The 15,744-nt window shown below is 60.6% G+C and carries 16 protein-coding genes; 6 read left to right on the top strand and 10 right to left on the bottom strand.

The window, feature by feature from the left end:
- The first annotated feature begins 18 nt into the window (after positions 1–18).
- Positions 19–1,326: a L,D-transpeptidase family protein gene (locus ACXHRN_RS14550; RefSeq protein ID WP_488637028.1), complete on the top strand. Its 1,308-nt coding sequence runs from the start codon at positions 19–21 to the stop codon at positions 1,324–1,326.
- 76 nt (positions 1,327–1,402) lie between these two features.
- Here ACXHRN_RS14550 and ACXHRN_RS14545 read toward each other — a convergent pair whose 3' ends face one another.
- Positions 1,403–1,708, bottom strand: a complete 306-nt coding sequence (locus ACXHRN_RS14545) for a hypothetical protein (protein WP_488637027.1) — start codon at positions 1,706–1,708, stop codon at positions 1,403–1,405.
- Positions 1,709–2,053: 345 nt separating this feature from the next.
- On the opposite strand from ACXHRN_RS14545, the gene ACXHRN_RS14540 reads away from it, so the two are divergent.
- Positions 2,054–3,904 (top strand): M10 family metallopeptidase C-terminal domain-containing protein, encoded by a 1,851-nt coding sequence (locus tag ACXHRN_RS14540; RefSeq protein WP_488637026.1) that lies wholly within the window; start codon positions 2,054–2,056, stop codon positions 3,902–3,904.
- A gap of 206 nt (positions 3,905–4,110) precedes the next feature.
- On the top strand, positions 4,111–5,397 hold the full coding sequence (gene glyA, locus ACXHRN_RS14535; RefSeq protein WP_488637025.1) for a serine hydroxymethyltransferase: 1,287 nt from the start codon (positions 4,111–4,113) through the stop codon (positions 5,395–5,397).
- Positions 5,398–5,629: 232 nt separating this feature from the next.
- Here the strand turns inward: glyA and ACXHRN_RS14530 are convergent, their stop codons facing one another.
- Entirely contained in the window at positions 5,630–6,460 is an 831-nt protein-coding gene (locus ACXHRN_RS14530) for an oxidoreductase (protein WP_488641910.1), read from the bottom strand.
- A 99-nt stretch (positions 6,461–6,559) separates the two neighbouring features.
- Here ACXHRN_RS14530 and ACXHRN_RS14525 point away from each other — a divergent pair, with 99 nt between their 5' ends.
- Entirely contained in the window at positions 6,560–7,456 is an 897-nt protein-coding gene (locus tag ACXHRN_RS14525; protein WP_488637024.1) for a LysR family transcriptional regulator, read from the top strand.
- Positions 7,457–7,553: 97 nt separating this feature from the next.
- Here ACXHRN_RS14525 and ACXHRN_RS14520 read toward each other — a convergent pair whose 3' ends face one another.
- The 3 genes from ACXHRN_RS14520 to ACXHRN_RS14510 all read right to left on the bottom strand — a co-directional run bounded on the left by ACXHRN_RS14520 (position 7,554) and on the right by ACXHRN_RS14510 (position 9,535).
- Positions 7,554–8,558: a methyltransferase gene (locus tag ACXHRN_RS14520; protein WP_488637023.1), complete on the bottom strand. Its 1,005-nt coding sequence runs from the start codon at positions 8,556–8,558 to the stop codon at positions 7,554–7,556.
- 157 nt (positions 8,559–8,715) lie between these two features.
- Positions 8,716–9,195 (bottom strand): SRPBCC family protein, encoded by a 480-nt coding sequence (locus ACXHRN_RS14515; protein ID WP_488637022.1) that lies wholly within the window; start codon positions 9,193–9,195, stop codon positions 8,716–8,718.
- Positions 9,179–9,535: an ArsR/SmtB family transcription factor gene (locus ACXHRN_RS14510; RefSeq protein ID WP_488637021.1), complete on the bottom strand. Its 357-nt coding sequence runs from the start codon at positions 9,533–9,535 to the stop codon at positions 9,179–9,181. Before ACXHRN_RS14510 ends, ACXHRN_RS14515 begins: the two co-directional genes overlap by 17 nt.
- Before the next feature lie 147 nt (positions 9,536–9,682).
- On the opposite strand from ACXHRN_RS14510, the gene ACXHRN_RS14505 reads away from it, so the two are divergent.
- Positions 9,683–10,324 (top strand): dihydrofolate reductase family protein, encoded by a 642-nt coding sequence (locus tag ACXHRN_RS14505; RefSeq protein WP_488637020.1) that lies wholly within the window; start codon positions 9,683–9,685, stop codon positions 10,322–10,324.
- Between the two features lie 196 nt (positions 10,325–10,520).
- Here ACXHRN_RS14505 and ACXHRN_RS14500 read toward each other — a convergent pair whose 3' ends face one another.
- From ACXHRN_RS14500 to ACXHRN_RS14480, 5 genes are all read right to left on the bottom strand, one after another.
- The gene (locus tag ACXHRN_RS14500; RefSeq protein WP_488637019.1) at positions 10,521–11,657 is read right to left on the bottom strand and encodes an aldo/keto reductase; all 1,137 of its coding nucleotides are present in this window, start codon (positions 11,655–11,657) and stop codon (positions 10,521–10,523) included.
- An 11-nt stretch (positions 11,658–11,668) separates the two neighbouring features.
- Positions 11,669–12,391: a DUF4405 domain-containing protein gene (locus ACXHRN_RS14495; RefSeq protein ID WP_488637018.1), complete on the bottom strand. Its 723-nt coding sequence runs from the start codon at positions 12,389–12,391 to the stop codon at positions 11,669–11,671.
- Positions 12,392–12,404: 13 nt separating this feature from the next.
- On the bottom strand, positions 12,405–12,884 hold the full coding sequence (locus ACXHRN_RS14490; protein ID WP_488637017.1) for a cytochrome P460 family protein: 480 nt from the start codon (positions 12,882–12,884) through the stop codon (positions 12,405–12,407).
- Between the two features lie 27 nt (positions 12,885–12,911).
- Positions 12,912–13,322, bottom strand: coding sequence for a (R)-mandelonitrile lyase (locus tag ACXHRN_RS14485; protein ID WP_488641909.1), 411 nt, complete (start codon positions 13,320–13,322; stop codon positions 12,912–12,914).
- Positions 13,323–13,555: 233 nt separating this feature from the next.
- Positions 13,556–14,449, bottom strand: a complete 894-nt coding sequence (locus ACXHRN_RS14480; protein WP_488637016.1) for a LysR family transcriptional regulator — start codon at positions 14,447–14,449, stop codon at positions 13,556–13,558.
- Positions 14,450–14,605: 156 nt separating this feature from the next.
- Here ACXHRN_RS14480 and ACXHRN_RS14475 point away from each other — a divergent pair, with 156 nt between their 5' ends.
- Positions 14,606–15,595: an aldo/keto reductase gene (locus ACXHRN_RS14475; protein ID WP_488637015.1), complete on the top strand. Its 990-nt coding sequence runs from the start codon at positions 14,606–14,608 to the stop codon at positions 15,593–15,595.
- Positions 15,596–15,744 lie beyond the last annotated feature (149 nt).

Below are 15,744 nucleotides of genomic sequence, written 5' to 3'. Positions count from 1 at the left end.
TCTCGGAAGGCAGTAGGCATGTCGGACAGCAATTCTAATTCCAATTTTTCCCGGCGCAGATTTCTGCGTTCGGCAGCACTGTTGGGCGCCGCCGCGGTTGCGGGACCGGCCCTTGCCGAACAGGTGCCGATCGACGACGTGATCAACGCGCCGCGCCGTGGCAATTGGGATGACCAGTTCGACGCAAAGTCCTCGCGCACTGCCGCTGCCATCATCTCCAACAACCCGATCTTCGGCTCGGGCGCCGCTGTCAACCTGCAGCAGGCGATCTACGATTACGAAGCGATCGTCGCCAATGGCGGCTGGCCGCAGGTCCAGACCAGTCAGAAGCTCAAGATCGGCGTTGCTGATCCTGCTGTCCGCCAGCTGCGGCAGCGGCTGATGGTATCGGGCGATCTGGCCAAGTCGGCCGGCTTGACCGATTCCTTCGACTCGCTCGTCGAAGAGGGCGTCAAGCGTTTCCAGGCCCGTCACGGCCTTCCGCTCGATGGCGTGCTTGGCAAGTACACGCTGGATGCGATGAACATCCCGGCCGATACGCGCCTGATGCAGCTTCGCACCAACCTGACCCGCGTCCAGGCAATCACCGAGGACCTCGGTCAACGCTATGTGATGGTCAACATCCCGGCTGCCTATATCGAGGCCGTGGAAAACAATCGCGTTGCCCAGCGTCACACCGCCATTGTCGGCCGTATTACCCGTCCGACGCCCATCCTTGACTCCAAGATCTACAACGTCACGCTCAACCCGTATTGGACTGCGCCGCGCTCGATCGTCGAAAAGGACATCATGCCGCTGATGCGCAAGGATCCGAAATACCTGGCCGACAACAAGATCCGCCTGTTTGACGGCAAGGGTCAGGAAGTCGATCCGACGACCATCGACTGGAATGCCGAGAAGGCGCCGAACCTGATGTTCCGGCAGGATCCCGGCAAGATCAACGCCATGGCATCGACCAAGATCAATTTCCACAACGAGTTCGCCACGTATATGCACGACACGCCGTCGCAGGGCCTGTTCAACAAGCTGTCGCGGTTTGAATCGTCGGGTTGTGTCCGCTGCCAGAACGTTCGCGACTTGACGACCTGGCTGCTCCGCGACAATCCCGGCTGGAATCGTCAGCACATCGAGCAGGTGATCAAGACAGGTGTCAACACGCCGATCGAGATGGCCGTCGAAGTGCCGATCTATTTCAAATACATCACAGCATGGTCGGCAAAGGACCGCGTCGTACAGTTCCGCGACGACATCTACCAGATGGATGGTGCCCAGGAACTGGCCCTGCAGACTGGCCTGAACCAGGAGCCGGCTGCCGCCGCCAACTGAGCGACATCCCGATACCACCAAAGCAAAACGCCCGGACAATCGTCCGGGCGTTTGCATTTCGAGCGACCAATAGTGCTCAAATCTCGTCGAGGTCGAACGTGCGGGGATCGCCATCGAAGGCGACCAGAACGGCGGCATTTTTCTGCTTCTTGAGGAAATCCACAAGCGCGGCTTCCGAAGTGCTGTCCTCATCGTCGAGCGTATCGAAGAAATCGGCGACGGTCATGTTGTCGCTGGATTCGAAGCGGAGCGTTTCACCGGTCGTCCCGCCGACCAGCATGATGAAGCGGAATTCCACATCGTCATGCTCGTCGCCGAGCAGGATGCCGATATCGTCGCCTTTTTCATCGTTGAGCATCAAAATGCCGATCGGTTCAATCATGGGAGTGCCTCTTCTTTCTTGTTGCGCGGGTTCATTAGCATTGGGCGCCGGCGGAGGAAAGCACAGGGATTGGACATTTGAATGAAGGCGGCACAAACATGTGACAATGAAATGCGCCGGGAAATGTGTCGGAGGCGTTTTCGACTCAGCCGTGCATAGCCCCCGGTTTGCTCCCACGTTCCATTTCTGGTCCCATCGGCCAATTTCCCGCCGCGCCGATCTGTGGGATAACAGCCGCACTCGGCCCAAGTCGCCGGAATTGCATCCAACAACTTAAAATCCGGAATGCCAGCGCGCCGGCAGCGATTTGCTATGCTCGCCGCCTTGAGCGAAAAAGGAAATGCGATGTATTACGTCATCAACAGTTCGAATTCGATCAACAATACCACGGATAATCTATTCGGCAGTGCGCGAACGATAGCGGCGGGTGAAAACTTGCTGGTACAGAGTTCCGGATACATTCTTGCAACAGGCATCAACTCCACCGGCGTCTATGTGAACGGCTACGCCGATAACAGCGTCGTGATTGTCGACGGTCTGGTGATGGGCGCGAGCTATGGCATCTATTCGCTCGGCGACTATGCCGAGATTTACGTCAATGGCCAGGTTGTCGGCGGGTCCACTGGCGTATCCATCTCAAACGGCGGCAAGCTGCATGTCGGTACGGGCGGCAGCGTCAGCGGCTCGGAAGGTGTTGCGCTGGGCAGCGGCGCAACCTTGATAAATGACGGTACGGTCACGGGCACAAGCAGTGACGCCGTTCAGTTCTCGGGCGGTACAATCATCAACAACGGCCTGATCTCGTCCAGTTTCTTCGGCATCTTCTTCGGGGGGGATGCTACTGGCCACATCACCAATACCGGCACTATCCAGGGCGATCTCACGACCTGGTACGGCGCCGCGGATCCCACGGTCTATCTGTCGATAGAAAACAGCGGGACATGGCAAGGTGGATTGGGTCTGACACCGGGGGGCGATTCCATCGTCAACACCGGTTCGATCTTCGGAGACGTCTCGCTCGGCCTGGGCAATGATCTCTTTGACAGCCGCTACGGACATATTACCGGCAGTATTTCTGCGGGCGCTGGCAATGACGTCATCCGCGCCGGCGGGGAGGACGACATGATTGACGGCGGAGCCGGCGCGGACGTCATTCGAGGCGGCGGCGGCAACAATACGGTTTCCTATCAATCGTCCGCCGGCAGGGTGAAAGTGGATCTCTCGACAGGCATCACGCAATATGGCGATGCCGCCGGAGACCGCCTCTACAACATCCAGAATATCACCGGAACCCTGAAGAACGACATCCTGATCGGCGACAACCAGGACAACGAACTCAACGGCGTTCTGGGCAAGGACCGTCTGATCGGCAATGGCGGCCACGACACATTCATCATGCTCGGCGCCGGCCCGGCCGTTATCGATGGTGGTTCCGGCAACGATCTGATGCAGTTCATATCCGCAGTTCCGGGGACATATGGCTACGCCTTCAGCGCTGCTTGCAAAGTGGATGGCGGCACTGGCTATGATACGGTCGAACTCACCAACATCGCTTCGGTGACCCTCAAGGCGACGACGCTCGTCAATGTCGAGCGCATCGCCGTGATGGACGGCTTCGATTACGACCTGAAGACCGTCGACGCCAATGTCGCGAGCGGCAAGCTGCTGGAGGTCGACGCGGGCACGCTTGGAGCCGCCTACAAGATCGATTTCGACGGCAGCGCTGAAACCGACGGCCGGTTCCAGTTCGACGGCGGTGCCGGCGCCGATATCTTCAAGGCTGGTGCGGGAGCGGATGTTCTTGCCGGCCTCGGAGGAGCCGACAACCTGACTGGCGGCGGCGGAGCCGATACGTTTGTTTTCACCGACGTGACGGATTCCCAGTTCAGCGCCCATGACCGGATCATGGACTTCAAGGCGGGCACGGACGAATTGCAGTTCGACTTCAAGGTGACGGGCGTCGATGCAGCAGTCGGCGGTGGCGTCAGTGCCGATGGCGATCTGGTCGCATTGCTTGCCGGCCATCTGGAGGCGCACCACGCCATTCTGGTCGATGTGAGCAGCGGCGCGCTCGCCGGTCATAAATTGCTTGTGGTTGACGGCGACGGTGTCGATGGCTTCACCGCGGCGGATGACTACGTGATCGATGTCAAAGGCATATCCGGTACGTTGAAGGTGACGGACTTCATGGTCTGAGCCGGGCCTCGAGTGATCCTGATACGAGCTCGACCGTGGCCGGCAGGCCCGGTCGAGTTTCGGTAGTCGTCATGCGCAAACTGCGGCATGCAAGCCACGGCGTCGCAAACTGGCGATCTGCGGCGCAAATCGTCTTGCTCTCGCTGCGTCCAGCCGCTAAGACCCTGAACGAAATTTGGTCTCCCCCAGCCCCAGCGAGATGACATATGAGCACCGACACTTTCTTTACCCGTTCGCTTGCAGACACAGATCCCGATATCGCCGGTGCCATCCAGAAGGAACTCGGTCGCCAGCGCCATGAGATCGAGTTGATTGCTTCGGAAAACATCGTTTCCCGCGCCGTGCTCGAAGCCCAGGGCTCGATCATGACCAACAAATATGCCGAGGGCTATCCGGGCAAGCGCTACTACGGTGGCTGCCAGTTCGTCGATATCGCCGAGGAACTGGCGATCGAACGCGCCAAGAAGCTGTTCGGCGTCAACTTCGCCAACGTCCAGCCGAATTCCGGCAGCCAGATGAACCAGGCCGTGTTCCTGGCGCTGCTGCAGCCCGGCGACACATTCATGGGCCTCGACCTTAATTCGGGTGGTCACCTGACGCACGGTTCGCCGGTCAACATGTCCGGCAAGTGGTTCAACGTCGTTTCCTACGGCGTCCGCGAGGAAGACCATCTTCTCGACATGGACGACGTGGCTCGCAAGGCCGAACAGACCAAGCCGAAGCTGATCATCGCCGGCGGCACTGCCTATTCCCGCATCTGGGACTGGAAGCGTTTCCGCGAGATCGCTGACTCGGTCGGCGCTTACCTCATGGTCGACATGGCCCACATTGCCGGCCTTGTTGCCGGTGGCCAGCATCCGTCGCCGTTCCCGCATTGCCATGTCGCCACAACCACGACCCACAAGTCGCTGCGTGGCCCGCGCGGCGGCATGATCCTCACCAATGACGAGGATCTGGCTAAGAAGTTCAACTCGGCTGTATTCCCCGGCCTCCAGGGCGGCCCCCTGATGCATGTCATCGCCGCAAAGGCCGTGGCTCTCGGCGAAGCCTTGCAGCCGGAATTCAAGGACTACGCGGCTCAGGTGGTCAAGAACGCCAAGGCGCTCGCAGCTTCGCTCAAGGCCAATGGCCTCGACGTCGTCTCCGGCGGCACCGACAACCACCTGATGCTGGTCGACCTGCGCAAGAAAAACGCCACCGGCAAGCGGGCTGAGACCGCGCTCGGTCGCGCCTACATCACCTGCAACAAGAATGGCATTCCCTTCGACCCGGAAAAGCCCTTCGTCACGTCAGGCGTCCGCCTCGGCACCCCGGCCGGTACGACCCGCGGCTTCAAGGAAGCGGAATTCACCGAGATCGGCAACCTGATCGTCGAAGTCCTCGACGGCCTGCGCGAAGCCAATTCCGATGAAGGCAACGCCGCCGTCGAAGCCAATGTGCGCGGCAAGGTCATGTCGCTGACCGAGCGCTTCCCGATGTACGGCTATATGTAACACTGATCGGCGCCATGCCGATAATGACAACCCTCTCCGGAAACGGGGAGGGCTTTTGTTTTTGGTGGAAGACGTCGAGGGTGTTTTCGTTGTCCGCTCGTGGGCCCTTTGCGGACATTTGCGGAGATAACGTCTCGTTTTGGACCGAAGCAGCCAAATGTACACGGCTTCGCACCTAAGGCGTCCACCAATCGGAATTGCCAATAGGTGGCGCTCGGTCATCTGACGGCCGCTAGTTGGCAAAATCCGTGCTCTTTGACAACTGCTCCCAAGCGTCCAGCTCGCCGCGCACATAGGTCAGCTTGTCACCAACCACCGCGAAGGTATCGCTGCCCAATGCAAGCCGAAGCGGCGGATTGGGCGCGTTGACCAGGGCGATGACAGCGGTTCCGAGTTTGGCGGGGTCGCCGGGCTGGTTCATGCTTATCGTCTTGGCGGCCTCGCGCACCATTCCTGATGTTGTGTCGTAATCGGCGATCCGGGTGGGGCTCACGACCAGCGAACGCGCTTCGAGGAAGTCGGTACGGAAATAGCCCGGTTCGACGATTGTCAGCTTGATGCCAAGCGGAGCAAGCTCGGCGGCCAGCGCTTCGCTGAGGCCCTCGACAGCGAATTTGGTCGAGCAATAGACGCCGAAGCCGGGACCTGAGACAAAACCGCCCACCGAGGACAGGTTCAGAATATGGCCCGATCTGTTCTGGCGCATGCTGGGCAGCACCGCACGGGTCACGGCCATCAGGCCAAACACGTTGACCCGATAGATATCCTCGATTTCCTTGGCCGAAGCCTCCTCCACCGAACCAAGCAGGCCATACCCGGCATTGTTGACGAGGATATCTATCCGCCCGAACCGGGCGATTGCAGCATCTGCTGCCTGTTGGGCCTGAGCTTCGTCTGTGACATCGAGCGGCAGGGCCAGCAGACGCTCGCTTTGCCCCAGCGCCGCGACCACGTCGTCGGCTTTGCGTGCGGTTGCAACCACGGTATCGCCTGCGGCGAGCGCGGCTTCGGCGATGCGGAAGCCCAGGCCCCTCGAAGCGCCTGTAATGAACCAAGTGCGCATCATACTCTCCTTTGGTTGATGACTGCCCCATACTTGCGCTCGGGAGAGAGTTGAGACAATCTGCACAAAACTTGATGCATCGGTGAGATTTGTTCAGTAATGCGTGCCAACGTCAGCGAACTCAATGTCTTCATGGCCGTGGCGGCGCATCGCAGCTTCCGCAAGGCGGCGGTCGAACTTGATATGACGCCGTCGGCCATCAGTCACACAATGCGGGTCCTTGAGGAAAAGCTCGGGGTTCGGTTGATCAACCGCACCACGCGAAGCGTTGCGCTGTCGCAGGCAGGCGAGAGCCTGTTGGCCCGATTGCGTCCGGTCATGCGCGAACTCTCCGATGCCCTCGATGAGGTCGATGCAATGCGGGACAATCCGAGCGGCACCTTACGCATCAATGCCAGCGAGGGAGCCGCCCGGACGCTGCTCTCACCCTACATCGCCAGGTTCCTGCGCCACTACCCGGATATGTGCGTCGATCTGTTCGCAGATGGCCGTATGGTCGATATCGTCGAGGAGGGGTTCGATCTCGGTGTCAGGCTGCGCGAGGCCGTGCCGCAGGATATGGTCGCGGTACCATTCGGACAGAGAATGGGTTTTTCGGTGGTCGCCTCCCCAGACTATTTCGCTCAGCGCACTTTGCCGAAGGTGCCGGCTGATCTATTGGCCCACGATTGCATTCGCTACCGTATGCCGAGCGGCAAGCTTCTGCGTTGGGAATTCGAACGGCGCGGTCAGCAGATCGTTCTCGACGTGACAGGGCGGTTGTCACTCAACGAGCCGCGCCTCATGGTGCAGGCAGCGCTGGAAGGCGTCGGTATCGCTTACGCCTTCACCCAGGAAGTTCGCGACCACATTGCAGAGGGCCGGCTGATCCCCAGCCTTGAGGATTGGTTGCAAGACTTCGACGGCATGTGTCTCTACTATCCCAGCCGCCGGAATCTCTCGGCAGGCATGCGCGCCTTCATCGATCTCGTAAAACTCGATGCGGGCCAGTGGTGAAGGCTCGCTCTCCTTAGGCCTTGACCGCTTTATTGGCCCTAAGCGGCCACTGAACTGCCCCGATTTTTGCGCCGTCCAAGCAATTGAAAACGGACATTCACGGCTTCCTCGCCGAGATCAGCTGGCTGCCAGACGGCATAGTGCCGAATGTGATGTCGCCAAAGCCTGCCTCGGACAGCCAGCGAGAATATTCGCTCCGGGTGTAGGATGCGCCGTCGGAATAGAGGTTCATAAAGGTCAGATTATAGAAGACGGCTTCCAGGGGAGATACTCGGTCATCGTTGAGAATGCCGACTCCACTGATGAACAGCCTGCCGCCCGAATTCAGGCTGGCATGCGCATTACGGATAGCCGCCGCCGCATCTTGGGGCGACAGGACCTGAATGACCGCCTTGAGAATGGCGAGGTCATGCGTCGTGGCCGAAGGTGCCTGGACGATGTCACCGATTTCGAATTCCATTCCATCGGCCAGCGACTCATCTGCGAGAAGCGCTTTCGCAAGGGCGACGCTCGGTGCCAATTCCAGCAACGTCGACCGCAGGCCCGGTTTCGTTTCGCGCAGGCCGATCAGCGCATGGCCTGGTCCGCCGCCGATATCGATGACGGAATTTACCTCGCGAAGGTCGATCATTTCCGCAAGTCCCCGGCCGAAAGCCAGCGCATACGGCGCAAGACCGCGGAAGAATGCCAGCGACGACCCGGGATCGGCAGAGGCGAAGTCGTGCTTCGCCGCCGGTTGACCCTGCCTGACCGACGTCGCCGTCAATAGGTCGGCATGCCAGAGTTGGTCGAGAAGTTGGTGCTCGTCGCCGATATAGCCCGGTTTTCCACGCACGAGGTAGACTGCTGCCTCCTGGTTATTGCGGAAGCCATGGTCGCAAATTTCCAGAATCCCCGTCGCGACCAATGCATAGAGCAGGCGCTCGAGACGCCGTGAATCGACGTCGAGTCGTTTGGCGACTTCGACTGCAGAAAGCGTGGCGTCACCAAGGACGGTGAAAACCCCCAGCATTACGCCAGCATGAAGTGCGAATGCCGGCGCGACAGAGGCCTGAAGCGACTGGATGAGAGTTGGTTGCGGACGCGGGTTCTCGAGTGGCATCGTAAAGCCCATGGGTTGGAAATGAAGCTCGGCAAATTCTATCGGTAGATATCGACCTTGTCCCGCGTTTCGTCGATAGAGGACGTGACCTTAAAGTTCCTCCGCAGTGGCCGGAAGACGATTTCGTTTAGTCCATATCGTCCGGGTGGCTGATGGCTCAGCCGTCTAGCCAAGCGGCGAGACCGTCCAGCGTCTGCAGCCCGTATTCCACCGCGCCGAAACCGATGACCACCTGACGCCGCTTGGCGCTGGGGTGGAGCTGCCGCATGGTCAGCACCGTCTTGCCGTCTGCCTGCTCATCGAAGGTCACCGTGGTACGGAAACGTTCGGGGTCGTCAGGGTCGGGTGTGCCATAGTCCATGACGATCCGCTCGTTCGGCACGATCTCCAGAAAGCGCATGAGGTTCGGGAAGCGCTGCTCCTTTCCCTCGAACACGCCCACCATGTCGAACCGCCAGACCCCACCCTCTCGGATATCGGCCTCGTGGCTCTCGATTTTAAGGCCGGCCGGACCGTACCATTCGGCGAGTGCGCTCGGGTCCATCCAGGCGGCAAAGACCTTGTCGCGTGGGTGATTCAGCAATTTGACCAGCACGATTTCGCGATCGAGCGACCAGGTTTCAAACAGGTTTGCCATGTCCTTCAACATCCTCTTCCGTCTTGTCCAGGTAGACTTCCAGGCGATCCAACCGCTCGGCCCAGCGCCGGCGCTCCGCTTCCATCCAGTCCGCCGCCTCGTCGAAGCGCGGCTGCACCAGCCGGCACCAGCGGCTGCGCCCGCGCTTCTCGCTCGCGATCAGCCCGCAATCTTCCAACACCTTGAGATGCTGGGCGAAGGAGGGCAGCGCCATGTTGAAAGGCTCGGCCAAGACGCTGACCGGCACCTCGCCCTCAGCCAGCCGCGATAGCACCGCGCGGCGGGTCGGGTCGCTGAGAGCGTGAAAGGCAAGGTCGAGGGGGGTCGAATGGTAAGGCATGCGCCTTATTAAAGCGCGTCAGGGAGCTGGTCAAGGATAAAAAGGTACTTGCCTTAGTGATTGATTCTGGATACAAAGGTAAATGCCTTAGTATTTGGCCCGCTTAATAGTGGGGCGGTTATGTAACCACTCACAAGGAGGACTCCAGTGGTAGTTCGTGTCGATCACATGATCTCGCTCGACGGTTTCGCGACAACGACGGACCAGACGCCCGAAGCCCCGTTCGGCGAGGACTGGCCACGTCTCGTCGGCGCATATGCTGCAACGCGAACGTTCCGTGAGCGCGTCCTCAAGGATACCACAGGAGCAGGGACCACGGGCGTCGATGACGTCTACGCGAAGGAGTACTTCGAAAACGTGGGTGCCGAGATTATGGGCGCTGGCATGTTCGGGCTCCACAACTTTCCCGACGATCCGAACTGGCGTGGCTGGTGGGGCGACGAGCCACCGTTCCGGGTTCCGGTCTTCGTCCTCACCCACGAGCCACGGCCCTCCATAGAGATGGCCGGTGGGACGACTTTCCATTTCCTCAGCACCACGCCTGCCGATGCGCTGCAGCGGGCTCTTGGTGCGGCGGGCGGCAAAGATGTTCGGATCGGCGGTGGTCCCACTGTCGTTCGCGACTTCCTCAAGGCGGGCCTTGTCGATCGCCTTCATGTCGCCATCGCTCCGATCTTGCTTGGGCGCGGCATACGCCTGTGGGACGATCTGCGCGGCTTGGAAGCTAGCTGCACAGTCAAGGCAGAAACGGCACCGAGCGGCACAATCCACCTGACCTTCCAACGCTAGCCGCTCGCCTGTGACTTGGGTGATCATAGACTGTCCAAGGTGGTCCATGATCTCGGCTTCTCGCGTTACCAGTCCAAGTGCTGACAGTCTGCGTTGACCCCAAATCGGTCATCCGTTCAACCCGAGGCAAATGTCTGCCTTTGGCCCACAGCGGACATTGCTGTGGGCCATATGCGAGCATCTGGAAACAAGACAGCTACGATCTTGCGGGTGCTTCCACGCCGGAAAAGACCTGCACGGCCTCGGGCAGCCTCGCTCCGCGGATTTCGAGCGCAGAAACGGAGGCGTTCAATTCTGTGATCTCTGGCGGCGAGAACCTGATGCTGGGTGCGCCGATGTTCTCGATCATGTGGGCCATCTGCGTCGTACCGGGTATCGGGACGATCCACGGTTTCCGGGCCAGTAGCCAAGCCAGTGCAATCTGGCCAAGTCTGGCCTGCTTGCGTTCCGCCCACATCTTCAGAAGCTCGACGAGCTCAAGGTTGTGGGGAAGATTTTCTGGGGAGAAGCGACCTTCGACGGCACGGATGTCACCTGGTGCAAAACGGGTCCTCGCATCGATCGCGCCGTTGAGGAAGCCGACGCCGAGCGGGCTCCACGGCACGAAGCCGATTCCGAGTTCTTCACAGACCGGAATTGCGCCCGTCTCTGGACCGCGCCACAGCATGGAATATTCGCTTTGCACGGCAGTAAGGGGCACCGCGGCATGTGCGCGACGCAAGGTCTGTAAACCCATTTCGGAAAGACCCCAGTGCAGGACCTTGCCTTGGGACATGAGGTCTTTGACCGCTCCAGCGACGTCTTCGATCGGCACCTGGGGGTCGACGCGGTGTTGGTAGAGCAGGTCGATGCGATCAGTGCGCAGCCTCTTCAACATGCCTTCAACGACGATCTTGATATGCTCGGGGCGGCTGTTCAGCCCCGGCTTCCGTTCCCCGGTCTCCTGATCGATGTTCCAGCCAAACTTCGTGGCGATGACGATCTGGTCGCGGAACGGTTCCACGCCCTCGCCAAGAATCCTCTCAACTTCATGCGGTCCGTATGCTTCGGCGGCGTCATAGAAGGTCAGGCCGTGGTCGAACGCAGTCCGGATGATGTTGTGCATTTCCGCGCGCGTGGGGATGGTCTGCTGATAGGTCCGGCTCATGTTCTGCACACCGAGTCCGACGCTAGACACTTCGAGCGAACCGAGCTTGCGCCGCCCGATCTCAGATGAAGTCGCGGTGGCCGGGGTGTTCTGACCCGTGGTGGTCTGCGCCTGCGCGACACCGACATTCGTCGCCGCGGCCAGCGTGCCTGCTGCCAACAGCAGGTCTCGTCGGTTCAGTTCCATCTTTCGCTTCCTTATGTTGATGATGTGGTTTCGGGATGCTGCTCGGAGGGACCGCGTCCATCTGCCGGACGCCGCGGAGCCTGGATGACGAGGACCCCGTAACGCCCTGCGGCGATATAGAGGCCCGCGATGGCGGCGATGCGCAGGAAGAACCCGGCGGCGTCCTCGTTGAAATCCCAGAACTGCATGGTTGGGATCAGGAGAAGCCTGGAGCCGATGTCGAGTTCGAGGGAACTGTAGACGCCACCGACGGCGATGCCCACGGACGCCAGCCGGAGCAGTGCTGTCCGCAACGGCAGAGTGCCACTGATGGGAAGAAGACTCCTGACGACGTTCATGACGATCGACCAATGGAGACCCAGGTGGATCGACACAATGATCAGGGCCCAGTATGCGGCGAGGATATGGATGTCCCTGGCCGTGAAGCCGCCGATGGCGAGAATGCCGAAAAGCGATTGCGAGATGAGGACGCTCGTCGTCAGCAAAGTGACCATCGTGGCGAGAAGCGCGAGATTCAGCACCACCGACACAAGCGGTCTTGCCTGACGTCGCGTCCGGGGAATTCCGCCGTACCAACGCCGATTGAAGACGTTGTGGAGGAAGAGCAACGCGAACATGCCCGTGCCGATGAGTTCATGCGCACGGTTGTCCAACCACCAGTATGCCATCGCAGCCATGAATAGACCGAGCGCGAGGAAGTCCAAACCGAGGCGGAGCAGGAACAGCGGGCTCATCGTCACCACTCCGTCACTCGATCGCCGTATCGTCGAACGCGCCAAGCGCGTCGGACGTGTACAGGAAGTTCTGGCCGGAGCGCGATGAGTGGCAGGACTGACAGCGGGCGGTGTTCTCGTCCGTGTTGACGGACCTGTCGGCCCAGAACCATTGGAACTGCCAGTCTTCGGTCCGACGGCCCTCGTCGTAGTCGTTTCCCCAGCCTTCGCCCTTTTGCATCACGAAGTAGCGGTGGACCTTGCCGTCACGGTAGTCGACCAGAACGAAGTGTGTGCCGTTGGGGATCGGCTGCCCCCTCTTGACGGCGTCCATTGCCTCGCGCGTGGTCATGATGTGCTCGGTGACCTCGCCGCGGCGAACGGTTGCGTAGTGTACGAGGTCGTCGAGGTTTACCGGGAACTGGACGCGGTTCGTCTCGGCGTGGACCTGGATGCCCAGGGCCGCGGCGGCCGAAAACGCGATTGCGACAAGCGTGGTCTTGCTGAAGGTCATCTGAAGCCTAAGTTGTTGGATCGAGGATCAATGCGGGTACTGGTCGTCGGTCACGTGTTCCATCCACTCGACGGACTTGCCGTCGAGCGCTTCGGAAAAGGCGAGATGGGACATGGCGGTGCCGGGCGTAGCGCCGTGCCAGTGCTTGACATCAGGCGGAATCCAGACGACGTCGCCCGGTCGAATTTCCTGTGCTTCCCCGCCCCAGTGCTGGACCAGCCCGACACCTGAGGTCACGAAGAGGGTTTGCCCGAGTGGATGGGTGTGCCAAGCCGTGCGCGCACCGGCTTCAAAGGAAACAAGACCGCCGCCGATACGCGCTGGGTCGGTGCCCTTGAAGCGTGAGTCGACGCGGACGGCTCCGGTGAAGTTTTCGGGCGCGCCGATGGTGGCGGGTTGCGAGCCGGCGCGCAGGACGGAGATTCCGCTCTCGGCCATGGCCTGCGACGCGACCGAGCCGACGACGATTGCGGTCGCGACGATGTCTTTCATGTTCTTCATCTCCGGTCGTCGAACGTCAGGTCGATGAAGTCATTCGGGAGTGCCATCGGTTTCTCTCTCGTGATTAGACCTGTGAAAGGTACGCGAGAGTGCGCCGCAACATTAGGCGCCGGAAACCGTATGAGCTTATTAGGAGAGCTTCTTAATCACGATCAGTTGATAAGTCGTGATCAACCGCGAAACCGGACCGCGTCGACGAAGAGGCCAAAGGCGGGAGAGGCATGTCTCCGGTTGGGATAATAGAGGTGATAGCCGGAGAACGGTTCGCACCAATCCTCGAGCACGCGCTCCAGTCGACCCGCTTCGAGATATGCCGTGGCCTGATCCTCCGGCAGGTAGGCGAGGCCGAGGCCGGAAAGCGCGGCGTCGATGCGCATCGCGAGATTGTTGAAGACGAGCTGGCCGTCGACCCGGACCCGGACTTCCCGCCCGTCACGCTCGAATTCCCACGGATAGATTCCGCCGTGGGTCGGCAGCCGCATGTTGATGCAATTGTGCCCGGTCAGGTCTTGCGGGGTCTCCGGCCTCCTGTGGCGCTGGAAATATTCGGACGAACCTACGACGGCCATCCGCATGTCCCCGCTCACCTTCACTGCGATCATGTCCTTGGCGACCTGCTCCCCAAGCCTAATGCCCGCGTCATAGCGCTCTGTGACGATGTCGGTCAGGCCGTAATCGACGATCACCTCCACGTTGATATCGGGATACTCGATCGCAAGCTTGCGGATCGCGGGCGCGAGGACGGTAATCGCCGGGTGTTCTCCGGCGGTTATCCGGATCGTGCCCGACGGCTTGTCCTTGAGTTCGCTCAGCGCCCCGAGTTCCGTCTCGATCTCCTCGAACCGCGGCCCCACCGTGTTGAGCAGTCTCTCGCCAGCCTCTGTCGGCGAGACGCTGCGGGTCGTGCGGGTCAACAGCCTGATACCAAGGCGGGCTTCGAGCCCCCGGACCGTTTGGCTCAGCGCCGACTGCGAGACGCCGAGCTTCGCCGCCGCTTTCGTGAAGCTTTGCTCCCGGGCGACGGTAAGGAAGGCGACGAGATCGTTGTAGTTTTCATGCGGCATTCATTAGTCCGTCTAATAGGTTCATGCCGATTATAGCAGCTAATCGAAAACGACCTCAATCGCTAGATTCCGGACAACGAAACTAGAGCAGCCGACCTGGGCCGTTCGACCCCCTAGGAAGCCGTTGCGCAGCACGCGAACAGAAGGAAACAGAAAATGGAAACACGCAAACTAGGAGCGCTCGAAGTCTCTGCTCTCGGACTGGGATGCATGAGCATGAGCTCTGCTTACGGCCCGCCGGCCGACAAGGCAGAAATGATCAAGCTCATCCGCGGCGCGCATGACCGGGGCGTCACGTTCTTCGACACCGCCGAGGCTTACGGGCCGTTCGTGAACGAGGAGCTTGTCGGCGAAGCGCTCGCGCCGATCCGCGATCAGGTCGTGATCGGGACGAAGTTCGGCTTCGACCTCGATCTGGAGACGGGCAGACGTGGCGGAGGAACGAACAGCCGCCCCGAGCACATAAAGGCGGTCGCCGACGCCAGTCTCAAGCGGCTGAAGACCGACCGGATCGACATCTTCTACCAGCACCGGGTCGATCCTGCTGTGCCGATCGAGGACGTAGCCGGAGCCATCAAAGACCTGGTCGTAGCCGGGAAGGTGAAGCACTACGGCCTTTCGGAAGCCGGGATCGCGACGATCCGGCGCGCCCACGCCGTCCATCCGCTTGCCGCGATCCAGAGCGAGTATTCCCTGTTCTGGCGCGGGCCGGAGACTGAATTGCTCGCTGTGCTAGAAGGACTGGGCGTCGGCTTCGTTCCATTCAGCCCGCTCGGGGCGGGGTTCCTGACGGGCAAGATAGATGAAAATACGAAGTTCGATCCGACCGACTTCCGGAATGTGGTGCCGCGTTTCTCGCCCGAGGCCCGCAAGGCGAACATGGCCCTGGTCGATGTGGTGAAGGCGGTTGCGGACCGCAAAGGCGCCACGCCTGCACAGGTCGCCTTGGCCTGGCTCCTTGCCCAGAAGCCCTGGATCGTCCCGATCCCCGGCACGACGAATCCGCATCGGCTCGAGGAAAATCTCGGCGCGGTCGGCCTCGACCTCACCGCCGAAGACCTCTCCGACATTGCGGCGGGTCTCGCGAAGATCGAGGTACAGGGTGAGCGTCTTCCCGAGGCGGCGCTCAAGATGGTCGGCCACTGAGGCGTGAGGTCGGGCGATTGATCGACGACGAACCAGAGGGATAAACATCGTGCCACGGTTCAACCTCAAAGCCGCGTTGATCGCCCTCCCTGCCTTGCTCCATCCAGCGGAAGGCGGGATCGATGACGCCATTAACTTCTGGGCCGAGC

This window comes from Shinella sp. OV683, assembly GCF_057787725.1.
The sequence above is the reverse complement of the archived record's forward strand: the minus strand, read 5'-3'. Positions and strand labels throughout refer to the sequence as shown.